The organism is Sinorhizobium arboris LMG 14919 (assembly GCF_000427465.1).
GTDB classification, from domain to species: domain Bacteria; phylum Pseudomonadota; class Alphaproteobacteria; order Rhizobiales; family Rhizobiaceae; genus Sinorhizobium; species Sinorhizobium arboris.
Window position 1 is genome coordinate 120,749 of the sequence record NZ_ATYB01000009.1, and the last position, 13,759, is coordinate 134,507.

Here is a 13,759-nt window from a genome sequence, read left to right on the forward strand (position 1 = left end):
GGCGGAAAACCGGCTGCCCCCGAAATGTGCCGCTGGAGCGGATGCGTCCCATTTCAACGCGCGCTAGAGTTCGCCGTAGAGTCTGGCGGCATCCCCGAAGGTGTAGCGCAGGGGCACGGATCCCTCGATCTGCCATGCTTCGACCGTATCTCCTTCCATAAGGGCACACGCGGCTTCGGTATCGACGACCGCGCCGCCATAGAGGCGGTTCGCCAGGTTGAGAATGCCTGTCTGGTGCATCGCAAGGCCGCCGCTTCCGCAGGCGTCCTTGACGAGCAGGACATGCAGGCCGAGGTTGATTGCGTCCTTGACCGTGGCATCGACACAAGCCTCGGTCCAGACGCCGGCGATCACCAGCCATTGCACGTCTGCGTCCCGCAATTCGCCGATCAGAGGGCTGTTGCCGAAGGCGCTTGCTTCGTTTTTGACAAGCAACCGCTCCGACGGAAGCGGAGCGACCTCCGGGCAGATCGCCGTGAGCGGATCGTCCTTGTCGCTGAATGCGGAACGTCCGTCCGGCCCGATCGGATGAAACGGGCGAGGATTGTCGGCAAGATCGACGATGTAGGCGCAGTGAACGACGGGGATGCCGCTGCGGCGGGCCGCCTCCTGAAGGCGTGCGGCATTGCCGAGTACCGTGTCGTAACCTTCCACGAGATAGCGCTCGTCGTGGCGATGCTCCTCCTGGAGATCGATAAAAAGGGCGGCAGCTTTCGCACCATCGATCCGCAACGGCTTCCTCATCAAGTCTCCCCGCTCAGGAATTCGTCCTCATAGGGGAAGCGCGACAGGAGTTCCGTGCCGTTCTCCGTAATGAGAATCTCGTCTTCGAGTTTCACGCCCTCACGGCCGCCCTTTTCGCCGATATAGCTTTCGACCGAGACGACCATTCCGGGCACGAGGTGCCCATCGCGACCGTAGGTCTCGTAGTCCATGGCATGGGCGATGAACGGCGTCTCTCCATGCATGCCGACCCCGTGCATCACCGACGTGTAGCGCTGATCGACAAAGCGGTCGGGTATCTTCCACGCCTTTTCGGCGATCTCGCGGAAGGCCATGCCCGGCTTGACGATGTCGATATTGTGCTGAACCTGCTCATAGGCCATCCGGTAGAGCGACTTCTGATAAGGCGTCGGCTTGCCGGGACCGCAGCGGAAGGTGCGCGAGAAGTCGGAATAATAGCCGTAGCAGCCGATCGTATCCGTATCGAGCGCGACGAGTTCTCCCGGTCTTATCTTGCGGCCGCTGGCCTCGTTGAACCAGGGATTGGTTCGCTGCCCGGAACTCAGCAGCCGGGTCTCGATAAACTCGCCGCCTTGCCGGATCACCTCGTGATACATGATCGCGAAGAGTTCGTTTTCGGAGACCCCCGGCTTGATCGCTTCGCGCACGGCGGCCACGGCAGCTTCGGCGCCGGCCATGGAAACCTGAAGGCATTTGATCTCTTCGGGAGTCTTGACGGCCCGGACGGCGAGAATTTCGCCTTGACAGTCCTTGACCTCGCACCCGCGCTTTTCCAGCGCCAGTGCCTGCAGGTGGCTGCACCGGTCCATGCCGAGCCTCATCGATCCGCCACCGTGCTGCTTGAGCAAATCGGTAATCTCGTCCGCGAACGGCCCGGCAGTCTCGTCGTCCTTTCCGGAAACGGAGGACCAGACAAGCTTGGACGGGCGGGCTTCGTCGACCGTGTCGAGGACCATCGAGACGTGATAGCTCTGCGGATATTCGAAGAGGACGACCGGGCCGTCCGTAGGGACGAAGAAGTAGCGGGTGGAGTTGCGCAGGAAGTACCCGAACATGTTTCGGGAGCCCGTGGCGTAGCGCTGGTTATAGGGGTCGAAGAGGACCACTGCGCCGTAACCGGCCGTGCGGATCCAGTCGCGAAGCTTCTTCAGCCGCCCCTTGCGCAGGGCGTCGGCGTCGATGAAGGACGGCTCCGTGTCCGAAAGCCACATGCCGCCGGCCGGATCGCCGGCGGCCGGATGGCGCATGCGATCCTTGAAATCCACGTCTTCAACGCTATCGGGGTCGAATACAACGATGCTCATGACATTCTCCTTTTCCGGCAGAATGGAGAAGAGTCGGAGCGCGCAATTGCCTGGATTCCGCAGCGTCTATGCCAGAATCCGCACAGTTTCATTATTTCAGTCCTGCGACTGCGCGGGGCGCTTCGCCCGCTCGCGAGACGCGGCGGCGAACGCTGTGCGGGACATATCCGAACCGCTGCTTGAAGGCGCGGGAGAAGTTTGCGGCATTTCCGAAGCCGCAGGCGACGGCGACTTCATTCACCTTCAGGCTGGAGTGCGTCAGCATGTCTGCCGCATGACCAAGCCTCAGATTGCGATAATAGGTATTGGGCGACGCGCCCAGCTCAACCTTGAAGGCGCGTTCGAGTGTATCGGATGAGACATTCAGGCGGCTTGCCAGATCCTCGATCCGCAATACGTCCTCGATGGCATCCTCCATCATCGCCACCGCTGAAAGAACGAGATCGTCGGCGATGCCGCACCGGATACGCAAGGTCAGCTTTCGGCGGTCGGCGTCCGGCCGCAGCGGACTGTGCATGTACCAGCCGGCCACGCCGTCGGCGAGTTCGGCGCCATAGTCCCGCCCGATCATGTCAAGCATCATGTCGAGACTGCCGATGCCGCCGACCGAGGTGAAGCGGCGGCGGTCGATCACATAGAGATCCGAGCGCATGTCGAGATGCGGGAAGGCTTCCTTGAAGGCCGGCTGGCTGGTCCAGTGAAGCGTGCAGGCGTGGCCGTCGAGCAGCCCTTTACGCGCCAGGAAGAAGGCGGCGTCCGCCACCGCGCCAAGTTGCACGCCGGAGCGGAGATTCTTGCGGATCCAGGCCATCTCCTCGTCCGCAACGAGATGCTCTGCGTCACCGCCCGAACACACGACGATTCGGTCGACTTCTGGTGCGTCGCGCACATGAAAGTCGGGCTCGATACCGATGCCGTTCGACGCCTTGATCTTTTCGCCGGCGGCGACCGTGGACCAGGAATAGCAGCGCCTGCCGGAAAGCGTATTGGCTGCACGCAGCGGCTCGATGACCGAACTGAACGCCATCAGCGGAAAATTCGGAAACATCAAAACCGCAAAGCGGATTTCCTGCGTATCCCTCATCTGCCCCTCAAGGTTCGCCTGCCCCGATCTCGGCGCGCCGCTTGATCGTATAGGCATCGAGCTCTTCGCGGACCGCCGGGTCGAGTGCCGGCTCCTCGTATTCGCGCAAAGCCTGCTGCCAGATGTCGGTCGCGCGCTCCAGCGCGTCGCGGCCGCCAGCCTCCTGCCAACTGCCGTAGTTCTGCCAGTTGGACAGCATCGGCTGATAGAAAGCCGTCTCGTACCGCGCCATCGTGTGCTCGGAACCGAAGAAGTGTCCTCCCGCCGGAACCGATTTGATGGCGTCGAAGCCGAGATCGTCCTCGGAGAATGGCATGGGCTCGAGGAAGCCCATCATGTTCTGCAGGATCTCCACATCGAGCACGAGCTTCTCGTAGGAGGCCGTCAGGCCGCCTTCGAGCCATCCGGCGGCATGATAGATGAGGTTGGCGCCACCGAGCACCGCCCCCCAGGTCGCCATCTCCGTTTCGTAGGCCGCCTGAAGGTCGACCGCGTTGGAGGCATTGGCATTGGAGGTGCGATAGGGAAGCCTGTAGCGCCGCGCGAGCTGGCCCGCGATAATGTTGGCCTTGGCGTTTTCCGGCGTACCGAAGGCCGGGGCGCCGGAACGCATGTCCACATTGGACGTGAATGCGCCGTACATGACCGGCGTGCCGGGATTGACCAACTGCGCAAGCGTGACGCCGAACAAAGCCTCGGCATTCTGCTGGCAGAGTGCCGCCGCAAGCGTCACCGGCGTCATGGCGCCCATCAGCGTGAAGGGCGTGATCGTCACCGGCTGCCCGTGCTCGGCCATGGCGATGAGTCCGTCCGCCATCGCATCGTCGAAAAGCCGCGGCGAATTCACCGAGATGATCGTGATGACGCCGGGGGAATGCCGCATCTCCTCGACGCTGATGCCGCGCGCGATCGCCATCATGTTGATGCCGTCCACGGCGCGCCCCCGCCCGATGGCGGTGCAGTGGAAGCAGAGATCGCTGAGCGTGATATTCGCCCTGTAGGTATCGAGGTGCCGCGAATTGGCCGGCAGCTCCATCGGCGCGCAGACCTGGTTCCCGAGAATGTGGATCGCGTTGAAGTGGTGGGCGAGCCGCGTGAAATTCTGGTAATCGGCAAGATTGCCCTGCCGTCGGCCGTTGACCCGATCGTGCACATTGGGCGGACCTGCCACGAGGCCGAAGGCGATCCTATTGCCTCCGATCGTCAGCCGTTTCTCCGGATTGCGGCTGGTCAGCGTGAAGGAAGACGGCGTCGTGGCGAGTGCTGCCTCGACGATGGATTCGTCGATGCGGATCATCAGGTTCTCACGGTCGACGATGGCGCCCGCCTTCTCGAACAGCGCCATCGCCTTTTCGCTCATGACGCGGATACCGATTTCGGAGAGGATCCGCATCGAATTGCGATGAAGCGCCTCGAGACGCGCCTCGTCGAGAAGCTGCATTGGCGCATAGGTATTGACGACCTCCTGCCACGGCAACTGCGAGATACCATCGCCGCCCCGGATCGCCCGCGATCGCCGTCCACCGCCGCGTCTGCCACTCATTGAGAACTGCCTTTCATCCCCCGATCCCGAGCGCCTGGACAACGGGGTGCCCCGGCCTCCGGATTTTGGTGCTTTTTCTTGTTCGCCTCACTTGAACTATGGACAATCACGCCCCGGTCTTCACACGATAAGTTTGGCGGCAATGACCAAAAAAAACCATGTCATGGCGCGCTTGCTGCTTGCAAGTGCCGAACCGGCCTGACTAGCATGGAGCAAAAGGGGAACTTTCAAATGAAGCCGCCGCCGCCATTGAACTACATCCGCTCCTTCGAGTGCTCAGCCCGGCATCTCAGCTTCACCGAGGCCGCAAACGAGCTGGGCTATACGCAAGCCGCCATCAGCAATCATGTGCGCGCGCTCGAACAGTATCTCGGACGCCAACTCTTCATCCGCTATCCGCGCAGCCTCAAGCTGACCGAAATGGGAGAGGCCTTTCTTCCCACCCTGCGCCAGGCTCTGAACCAGATCGATTTCGCCACGGAAGCAGTCCTCGCGTCGGCCCGCAACAGAACCGTCGTCATCTCCTGCCCGACCAGTCTTGCCGAAAACTGGCTGGCACGGTGCGTCGCCGGGTTCAGCAGGAAACATCCGGACGTGGAGATCCTTCTGCACGGCACCATCTGGGAGGATTCGACCGAGCAGATCGCCGATATTCTCATTTCGATCCGCCGTTTCGACAACATGCCGGCAAACGGCATGCAGTTGTGGAATGACAGACTTGTGCTTCTATGCGCACCCCAGTTCGTACATGGGCAGAATGCCATCAGGACGCCGGCAGACGTTCTGAGATCGAACTGGATCGCCGTGCACGGACGGCAGGAGTTCTGGCAGGAAATGGCCGACGCGCTCGGCATAGACGCATCCGCAAACGACAACCGGCTCTCCACCAACTCCACCAATATCGCGCTGGAAATGGCCGCGAGCGGCGCCGGCTGCATCGTGACCACCCAGTCGCTCGCGCGGACCTATGTGGATCGCGGGCTGCTCGTCGAGCCGTTCCAGATCCGCACCAGGAGCGCATGGAACTACTACCTCGCCGAAGGGCAGGCATCGAAGGGAACGACCGTCTCGAAGGTGCGCGACTGGATCATAGCGGAGGCTCAGAGGGTGATCGGCTGACCGGCTCACCCATTGGCCAGATAGCGGAAAGGGCCGATTCCAGACTAGCCGGAACCCGTCTGGCAACAAACGAAAATTGCGAGATCAATGACCTCGTTTTATTTGTCCATCCGATGACAAAAGGGGCCGATTTCCCGCTTTGCGCAGCTTTGCAAAAAACGGCCGGTCCCTAAACTGGAGCCGCGCCGGCAGAGATCAGCCGGCGGCAGAGGTCATTGTTTCAAGGCTGGATTTCCATGCGCTCCCACGCTCAAGCAGTCGTCATCGGCGGCGGTCTCATCGGCTGTTCCATTCTCTATCATCTCACCAAGCTCGGCTGGTCCGATGTCGTGCTTCTCGAGCGGAGCGAACTGACATCAGGGTCGACCTGGCATGCGGCTGCCAATATCCACGGCCTGCACGACTCGACCAATATCAGCCTGCTTCAGCATTATACGATGGCGCTCTACAAGGAACTGGAGGTGGAGACCGGGCAAGGCTGCGGCATCTTTCAGCCGGGTTCGCTCTATCTTGCGCAGACCGAGGCGCGCGAGCACCAGCTCCGGCTCCAGGAGGCCAAGGCGCGCCGCTACAAGATGAACTTCTACGAGATCGGCCGTGACGAAGCGGAGCGGCTGCATCCGCTCGTCAACTTCGACGGCATCCGCTGCATCATGTACGAGCCGGAGGGCGGCAATGTCGACCCCTCCGGCGTGACGATGGCCTATGCTGCGGGCGCGCGCCGGCGCGGCGCCGAAATCCACCGCTTCACGCCCGTCACCGGCACGGAGGCGCAAGCGGACGGCAGCTGGATCGTGCGCACCCCGAAGGGCGACATCCGCACCCGGTGGGTGGTCAACGCCGCGGGACTATGGGGCCGGGAAGTCGCCGCCATGGCGGGCCTCGAACTTCCGCTGATGCCGACGGAACACCAGTATTTCGTGACCGAGACCATAGCGGAGATCGCCGCCCTCGACCGGCGGCTTCCCTCCGTCGCGGACCGTGACGGCGAATATTACCTTCGGCAGGAAGGCCTGGGGCTGCTGATCGGCGCCTATGAGCGCGACATGCGCTTTTGGGCCGAGGACGGCACGCCGCTCGGTTTCGGTCACGAACTCTTCCCCGACGACCTCGAACGCATCGAGGAAAATATGATGCGCGCGATCGACCGTGTGCCCGTGGTCGGAACGGCGGGCATCAAGCGCGTCATCAACGGGCCGATGATCTGGTCGCCCGATAGCGCGGTCCTCTTCGGCCCGGTCCCGGAAATGACGAATTACTTCTGCTGCAACGGCATCATCCCCGGCTTCTCGCAGTCGGGCGGCATGGGCAAGCTAGCGGCAGAATGGATGATCGAGGGCGAGCCGTCGCTCGACATGTTCGGCTGGGACATGGCGCGCTTCGGTCACTGGGCAAACAGGGCTTTCACCAGGGCGCGCGTGCAGGACCAGTACAGCCACCGCTTCAAGATCCACTTTCCCAACGAGGAGCGGGCAGCCGGACGCCCCGTCCGCACCCGGCCGGCTTATGAGAAGCAGAAGGCGTTGGGCGCCGTCTTCGGCCTCAATTTCGGCTGGGAACATCCGCTCTGGTATTCCGCCGATGGCGAGCCGAAGGAAGAGACGATCGGTTTTACCCGCCAGAACTGGTGGGCACCCGTCGGCCGCGAGGCCCGCATGCTGCGCGAAAACGCCGGCATCATCGACATTTCCAACTTCGCGAAATATGCGGTGAAGGGAGCTGGCGCCTCGGACTGGCTGAACGCGCTTTTTGCCAACCGCATGCCCACTGAAATCGGCCGCTCGTGCCTGACCCCTCTCATCGGCAAGCGGGGCGGCATTGCGGGCGACTTCACGGTGACGAAGCTCGGCGACGACGAGTTCATGATCTTCGGCTCCGGCATGGCCGAACGCTACCATCAGCGCTTCTTCAATGCGGTTCCGCTGGCGGAGGGCACCACCTTTGTCTCGATGACGGAACGCCTTTGCGCCTTCAACATCGCCGGGCCCAAATCTCGCGATTTGCTGATGCGCCTGACCAATGACGACCTCTCCAACGAAAGCTTTCCCTTCATGCGGTCGCGCAGAATACGTGTCGCCGGCGTCGAGGTCGTCGCACTGCGCGTCTCCTTTACCGGCGATCTGGGTTGGGAGCTCTACTGCGACGCCGACCGGCAGGTCGCGCTCTACGACGCCCTGCTGGAGGCCGGCACGGATCTCGGCGCGGGGCCGGTCGGCTCACGAGCACTCGCCTCGCTGCGCATCGAAAAGGGCTATGGCAGCTGGAGCCGCGAGTATTCGCCGGAATACTGGCCGCAGGAATGCGCCCTCGATCGCCTCATCAAGATCGACAAAGGCGCATTCCTGAACAGGGACTCCTATCAGGAAATCGCAAGGAAGCGTCCGAGGCAGAAGCTCGCCATGATATCGATCGACGCCACGGATGCGGACGCCACCGGCGGCGAGCCGATCTTTCTCCAGGACGGCACCCCGATCGGCCAGGTTTCATCCGGCGCCTACGGCTATACCGTCGGCATGTCGCTCGCGCTCTGCTACATCAAGGCGGAAATGGCGAAACCGGGTGACAAGGTGAGTGTCGCCATCCTCGGCCGACCCCATGACGCAGTCATCCTGGAACGGCCGCCGTTCGACCCGGCAGGCGAAAGGCTTCGAATGTGACGGACAGATGTGTGCCGCCCTTCTGAAGGCGACACAGGTGCGAGCATCGACCAGAGGTCGCGTGCCGGTGACAGCGCCGCCGGTCAAGACCCGACGGCGATCGCGATTTCAATTTGAACGCTCCCATTTCGGGAGACGCCGCTCGCCCGTCGCCTTTCAGTAAACGCTTTCGTAGGCCGCGCAGATCTCCGCCTGGGTCTTGCCCGCAAGATAACCTATCTCGCCCTCCTTATGCTTGACGTAGACGTCGGCAAAGCCTTCAGGGAACCAGCCGCACACCGTCGCATCGCCCTTGAAGCGCTCGAGGGCCGCTTCGAGTGTCTGCGGCAGGCGGACGTAGCCGCGGGCGGCAAGGTCCTCCGGGTCCAGGAGCGAGAGATCCTCCTGCGTCGCCTCCGGCACCACCAGGCCCTCTTCAATGCCCTGTGCGCCGGCATGGACGATGGCCGCGAGGACAAGATGCGGATTGGCGGTTGCATCGGCGGCGCGGAACTCGAAGTTGAACTGTGCAGCACGGGCGATGTCGCTGATGTCGGAGACCGGGCAGATGCGCACCGATGCCTCGCGATCGCGAAAGCCGAGATTGTTGAAGGCCGCACTCCAGCGATGCGGCGTGAGGCGCAGGTAGGAGACCACGCTCGGCGCCGTGATCGCAATGATCGAATCGAGATATTTCAAAATGCCAGCAACGAACTTTCCCGCGACTTCGGAAAGCTCATGTTTGCCGTTCGGATCGTAGGTGACTGGGTTACCCGCCGCATCCAGCATGCTCAAATGCACATGCACACCGTTGCCGACGCCGGCCGGATCGCGGATCGGCGTGAACGTCGGTTCGTAGCGGAGCTCGCGGGCGACGAGACCCACGAGTTCGCGCGTGATCAAGGAATGGTCTGCGATGGTGACGCCCTCCTGGGGACCCATCGTCACCTCGAACTGGCCTGTGCCGAATTCTTTCAGAATCGTGTCGGGCGTTACGCCCGCCTCGCGCATCGCCGCAATGATCGCCTCGCAGAAATGCCGCTCCTGCTGAAATCCGCCGAGCGTAAAGGCTTTTCCGACGTCCGACACGAGATGCTTAAGCTGGAATTCATGCTCGAAGGCGCCGTAGAGTGTGACGCCTGCCACCCTGCGCAACCGCTGCAGGGCGGCCTCGAGGATCGAGCGTGTGCAGAATTCCCAGGGTCGACCGTCGGTGTAACGGATGTTGCCGAGGACGAAATTCTCCTTCGGGGCTCCCTCCTCGGTTTCGACGCTGACGCAGGTTGACGGATCGGGAATGAGCACGAGGTCGCCGAGCGAGCCGAAAGGGCTTTCGGCAATTGCGTCAAAGCAGGTGATCTGCACATTTGTCGGCGTCCAGCCGACACCTCGCTTCAAGCGCTTGTCCATCTGCGCCAGCGGAAACGCCTTGCCGCGCACCTTGCCCGAGAGATCGCCGCAGCAGGCCACCATCATTTCCTCACGTTTCATCTGCGTCCCCGTTGATCCTGTCCTGGTCATAGCCCGGCATCGCAAAGCGAATGCCGTCCCAATCGTTGATGCGTTTCTGCGTTGCCGCCCAGTCGCTCTCCGAGACGCGGACGATCAGTGCCTCGACGAGCGCCATGGCAGCCGAAACCGTGTCCCAGGCCGTGCCGGCGTCGATCGGCAGCGCGACGATGTGATCGGCGCTGCGGGCGGCCGGCGACATCCACTTGTCGGTGACGACGACGATGGTCGCGCCACGCTTCTGCGCGATGTTCTCGGCGAGGCGCGCGAGGCTGAGCTGGTAGCGCCGGAAATCGATCAGCAGCACGACATCCTTCCTGCGCATGCGCAGCACATGCTCCGGCCAGAATTCCGGGTTGTCGGCCATGTGATAGATGCCGCTGCGGATCTGCCGGAGATGGATCGACAGGAAGGAAGCGATGCTGTCGCTGACGCGCCCCCCGAGCAGGAAGATGTTGCGCGACGGGTCGGCGAGAAGCTCGGCCAGAATGTCGAACTGTGCCTGCGAGACCATCCCTGTCATTTCCCGCATGACGGCCGAAACGCGCCCGACATATTCCGACAGGAACTCCGAATGGCCGACCGGCTTCTGGCTGGACTTGAGGTCGAGCGGCGAGCGCTGACCTTCCTTCAGCTCCGCGATCAACTGCCGCTGCAGGTCCTGGAAGCCGCCGCAGCCGATCTTGCTGACAAAACGAGTGATGGACGGCGCGCTGACGCCAGTCTTGGCCGCCAGTTCCTGAATGCTTTCCAGCCCGGTGAAGGGATAGTCGGCAAGAATGGCATTGGCGATCTTACGCTCGCTGGCCGTCAGCTGCCCGGCGGTCTCGCGGATCCTCGCCCGGATTGTTGTCGACGATTTCCCATCGTTCATTGGCCTGTTCCCTCGTTGAACCGGATATTTGTGCCATGAAAAAAATTAGTCAAATGGAAAATTTGGATTGACTATGATTGAAAAATTTCTTTGACTGCCTGTCATCGCAGCCCGCGCTCCCGGCCTTCGCCGGACCGCACGACGGATTTCATTTCATGCTCAGGCTCGCAGATCGCGACACGACCAGATTGCTGCAGGCGGGCGATCCCGATCCGGTAGAATGGATCAACTCCGCCGGTCGATCGGCGATCTTCCTCACCTGCGAACATGCGGGCCGCGCCGTGCCTGCAGCGCTTGGCGATCTCGGGATTGCGCCCGAGGAGATGGATCGCCATATCGCATACGACGTGGGCGCCGAGGGTGTGGCGCGCGGCATTTCCCAACACCTCGATGCAGCACTCGTTCTGCAACGCTACAGCCGGCTCGTCATCGACTGCAACCGCCCCTTCGCGGCAGCGGACTGCATCGTGGCACAGAGCGACGGCACCGTCGTTCCGGCCAATGCCGACGTGTCCGACCGCGATCGCCGCGGCCGCTACGTCGAGATCCACCAGCCGCTGCATGAAGCCATCGCCGTCGCGCTTGACCAGCGTCAGGCGGCCGGCAAGGCGCTCTTCCTCGTCTCGGTACATAGCTTCACGCCGATGATGCGCGCGACCGGCGTCGTGCGGAACTTCGAGCTCGGCCTTCTTTACAATCGCGACGCTCGCTTCGCCGAACAGCTGGCCGAATTCTTCCGCCTCTCCAATCCGGACATCACCGTCAGGCTCAACGAGCCGTATCACGTCGACGATCTCTCCGATTACACGATCCCAATGCACGGCGAGCGGCGCGGCATTCCGCATGTGCTTCTCGAAGTGCGAAACGACCTTATCAACGACGCCCGCGGGCAACAGGAATGGGCGGACCGGCTGGCCGGCCCCCTGCGCTTTGCGGCAGAAGCTCTCGAAGGAACCATTGATGGCCGCTGACCATCTGACCACCCGCGACGTGCCGCTCGACCCGGCCGCTTCCGCCATCCTGTTCATCGACGTGCAGAACTTTTCCGTCAGCCGCGAGGGGGGCGAGTTCAAGGATGTTTCCGACGCGGAGATCGCCGGCAAGTACGGCTACTATTTCAGCCGTATCCGCGAGGTGGCGATACCGAACATGCAGCGCCTGCTCGCCGGTTTCCGCAAGGCCGGGATCGAAGTGTTGCACACGACGATCGAGAGCCTGACGAAGGACGGCCGCGACCGCAGCCTCGACTACAAGATCACCGGCTTCAACGTGCCGAAGGGCTCCTGGGATGGTAAGGTAATCGACGAACTCGAACCGCTGGAGGACGAAATCGTCTTCCCGAAGAGTTCCTCCAGCGTCTTCGTCTCCACCCATATCGACTATGTACTGCGCAACCTTAGGGTGAGGCAGCTCGTGCTGTGCGGCCTCCTGACCGACCAATGCGTGGAATCGGCAGTGCGCGACGCCTGCGACCTCAACTATCTGGTGACGCTCGTGCCGGATGCCTGCGGCACCTATTCCGAGGAACGCCATGACGCTTCGCTGAGTGCGATCAAGGGCTATTGCCGCCAGATATCGACCGACGATCTTTTGAAGGAAATCGGGCAGTAACCTGCCCAAACGGCCGACGGGAGGCAAAAAGGAGCATACGAGAGCGGCCCGCACAAGAAGGTCAAAAGACCAGGCCGCAAAACCGATCACTGCCGAACGGCATCAATAAGGGGAACGACCATGATGAAGACTTCCAGACTGTTTCTCGCAACGGCAAGCCTGGCGCTTGCCTCTTCCACAGCCATTGCCGACGACGACAAGATCCTGATCGGCGGCGCACTCTCGATGACGGGGATCCAGGCTCCCCTCGACACGCCCGGCTACAACGGCGCGAAGGTCGCCGTGAAATATCTCAACGACAATGGCGGCGTGCTCGGCAAGCAGATCGAGTTCATCAACATCGACGGCAAGTCGGACCCGGTGACGGTCGGCAATGTCGCGGTCGAGCTCATCGACAAGGGTGCGGAGATCATCGTCGCGCCGTGCGATTTCGACTTCGGTTCGCCCGCAAGCCGTGAAGCGCAGTCGGCGGGCCTCGTCGGCATCTCGACCTGCGCCTCCGACCCGCTCTATTCCTCCTGGTCTCTCGGCGACAAGCAGTTCACGCTCTCCATGTGGAACACCACGATGGGTGCGACGGCCGCCGACTTCGCCGTGAAGGAAAAGGGCTGGAAGACGGCCTATGTCGTCACCGACCAGTTCATCGCCTATACCAAGTCGCTCTCTAAATATTTCGTGGAGCAGTTCAAGGCCGATGGCGGCGAGATTCTGCTCGAAGACACCTACACGAACGGCGACAATAATTTCTCCGCCCAGCTCGCCCGGCTCCAGGCGCTCGGCAAAAAGCCGGACGTGATCTTCGTCTCCTCCTATGGAACGGACATCGGTGTGATTATCCGTGCGTTGCGCGAAGTCGGCTATGATGCGCCGGTTCTCGGCGGTGACGCCTATGACGACCCGGCCATGCACGAGGCGCTCGGCGAAAAATTCGGCAATGACGTCTATTTCGTCACGCATACCTGGATGGGCCCGGAGGCACATCCGGATATGCCGAAGTTCATCGAGCTCTACAAGGAGATGTTCGGCAAGGCGCCGGACACGTCCTTCGTTTCCACAGGCTGGGATACGATCATGCTGCTCGCCGAGGCGGTCAAGGCGGCCGGGACGACCGAAGGCGCCGCGCTCGCCAAGGCGCTGGAAGATGGCCAGTTCAAACTGCTGACCGGCGATCTCGATTACGGCACGAACGAAGAAGGCCATGTGCCGAACAAGGCTGCGGCCGTGATCGAGCTCAAGGGCGGCAAGCCGAGCTTCGTTGGATGGCGCAAGCCGGAATCCCTGCCTAAGCCCTGATCGGTCAATTCGGGTCGGCCGCAAGGCCGGCCCCGTCACTTC

The 13,759-nt window shown here is 62.2% G+C and carries 11 protein-coding genes; 5 read left to right on the forward strand and 6 right to left on the reverse strand.

The window, feature by feature from the left end; genetic code table 11:
• Positions 1–63 precede the first annotated feature (63 nt).
• From SINAR_RS0108390 to SINAR_RS0108405, 4 genes are all read right to left on the reverse strand, one after another.
• Complete coding sequence (locus SINAR_RS0108390; RefSeq protein ID WP_027998683.1) at positions 64–744, reverse strand: isochorismatase family protein; 681 nt, start codon at positions 742–744, stop codon at positions 64–66.
• Complete coding sequence (locus SINAR_RS0108395) at positions 744–2,048, reverse strand: M24 family metallopeptidase (protein WP_027998684.1); 1,305 nt, start codon at positions 2,046–2,048, stop codon at positions 744–746. Before SINAR_RS0108395 ends, SINAR_RS0108390 begins: the two co-directional genes overlap by 1 nt.
• A 91-nt stretch (positions 2,049–2,139) precedes the next feature.
• Positions 2,140–3,132, reverse strand: a complete 993-nt coding sequence (locus tag SINAR_RS0108400) for a GlxA family transcriptional regulator (protein WP_027998685.1) — start codon at positions 3,130–3,132, stop codon at positions 2,140–2,142.
• A 7-nt stretch (positions 3,133–3,139) separates the two neighbouring features.
• Entirely contained in the window at positions 3,140–4,675 is a 1,536-nt protein-coding gene (locus tag SINAR_RS0108405) for a trimethylamine methyltransferase family protein (protein ID WP_027998686.1), read from the reverse strand.
• A 231-nt stretch (positions 4,676–4,906) separates the two neighbouring features.
• On the opposite strand from SINAR_RS0108405, the gene SINAR_RS0108410 reads away from it, so the two are divergent.
• Both SINAR_RS0108410 and SINAR_RS0108415 read left to right on the forward strand, forming a co-directional pair.
• Entirely contained in the window at positions 4,907–5,794 is an 888-nt protein-coding gene (locus tag SINAR_RS0108410) for a LysR substrate-binding domain-containing protein (RefSeq protein WP_027998687.1), read from the forward strand.
• Positions 5,795–6,030: 236 nt separating this feature from the next.
• Positions 6,031–8,451 (forward strand): GcvT family protein, encoded by a 2,421-nt coding sequence (locus SINAR_RS0108415; protein WP_027998688.1) that lies wholly within the window; start codon positions 6,031–6,033, stop codon positions 8,449–8,451.
• A 156-nt stretch (positions 8,452–8,607) separates the two neighbouring features.
• On the opposite strand, the gene SINAR_RS0108420 is transcribed toward SINAR_RS0108415, so the two are convergent.
• Entirely contained in the window at positions 8,608–9,921 is a 1,314-nt protein-coding gene (locus tag SINAR_RS0108420) for a glutamine synthetase family protein (protein WP_084617222.1), read from the reverse strand.
• Positions 9,911–10,813: a MurR/RpiR family transcriptional regulator gene (locus tag SINAR_RS0108425; protein ID WP_027998690.1), complete on the reverse strand. Its 903-nt coding sequence runs from the start codon at positions 10,811–10,813 to the stop codon at positions 9,911–9,913. The genes SINAR_RS0108420 and SINAR_RS0108425 overlap by 11 nt, the downstream gene beginning before the upstream one ends.
• Before the next feature lie 155 nt (positions 10,814–10,968).
• Here SINAR_RS0108425 and SINAR_RS0108430 point away from each other — a divergent pair, with 155 nt between their 5' ends.
• From SINAR_RS0108430 to SINAR_RS0108440, 3 genes are all read left to right on the forward strand, one after another.
• Positions 10,969–11,784 (forward strand): N-formylglutamate amidohydrolase, encoded by an 816-nt coding sequence (locus SINAR_RS0108430; protein WP_027998691.1) that lies wholly within the window; start codon positions 10,969–10,971, stop codon positions 11,782–11,784.
• Positions 11,774–12,424, forward strand: a complete 651-nt coding sequence (locus tag SINAR_RS0108435; protein WP_027998692.1) for a cysteine hydrolase family protein — start codon at positions 11,774–11,776, stop codon at positions 12,422–12,424. The genes SINAR_RS0108430 and SINAR_RS0108435 overlap by 11 nt, the downstream gene beginning before the upstream one ends.
• A gap of 120 nt (positions 12,425–12,544) precedes the next feature.
• Positions 12,545–13,717, forward strand: coding sequence for an ABC transporter substrate-binding protein (locus SINAR_RS0108440; protein WP_027998693.1), 1,173 nt, complete (start codon positions 12,545–12,547; stop codon positions 13,715–13,717).
• Positions 13,718–13,759: the final 42 nt, after the last annotated feature.

What these genes read in the sequence shown, in the direction of transcription:
- SINAR_RS0108390 (WP_027998683.1), bottom strand. Translation starts at nt 744, where the DNA reads ATGAGGAAGCCGTTGCGGATCGATGGTGCGAAAGCTGCCGCCCTTTTT.
- SINAR_RS0108395 (WP_027998684.1), bottom strand. Translation starts at nt 2,048, where the DNA reads ATGAGCATCGTTGTATTCGACCCCGATAGCGTTGAAGACGTGGATTTC.
- SINAR_RS0108400 (WP_027998685.1), bottom strand. Translation starts at nt 3,132, where the DNA reads ATGAGGGATACGCAGGAAATCCGCTTTGCGGTTTTGATGTTTCCGAAT.
- SINAR_RS0108405 (WP_027998686.1), bottom strand. Translation starts at nt 4,675, where the DNA reads ATGAGTGGCAGACGCGGCGGTGGACGGCGATCGCGGGCGATCCGGGGC.
- SINAR_RS0108410 (WP_027998687.1), top strand. Translation starts at nt 4,907, where the DNA reads ATGAAGCCGCCGCCGCCATTGAACTACATCCGCTCCTTCGAGTGCTCA.
- SINAR_RS0108415 (WP_027998688.1), top strand. Translation starts at nt 6,031, where the DNA reads ATGCGCTCCCACGCTCAAGCAGTCGTCATCGGCGGCGGTCTCATCGGC.
- SINAR_RS0108420 (WP_084617222.1), bottom strand. Translation starts at nt 9,921, where the DNA reads ATGAAACGTGAGGAAATGATGGTGGCCTGCTGCGGCGATCTCTCGGGC.
- SINAR_RS0108425 (WP_027998690.1), bottom strand. Translation starts at nt 10,813, where the DNA reads ATGAACGATGGGAAATCGTCGACAACAATCCGGGCGAGGATCCGCGAG.
- SINAR_RS0108430 (WP_027998691.1), top strand. Translation starts at nt 10,969, where the DNA reads ATGCTCAGGCTCGCAGATCGCGACACGACCAGATTGCTGCAGGCGGGC.
- SINAR_RS0108435 (WP_027998692.1), top strand. Translation starts at nt 11,774, where the DNA reads ATGGCCGCTGACCATCTGACCACCCGCGACGTGCCGCTCGACCCGGCC.
- SINAR_RS0108440 (WP_027998693.1), top strand. Translation starts at nt 12,545, where the DNA reads ATGATGAAGACTTCCAGACTGTTTCTCGCAACGGCAAGCCTGGCGCTT.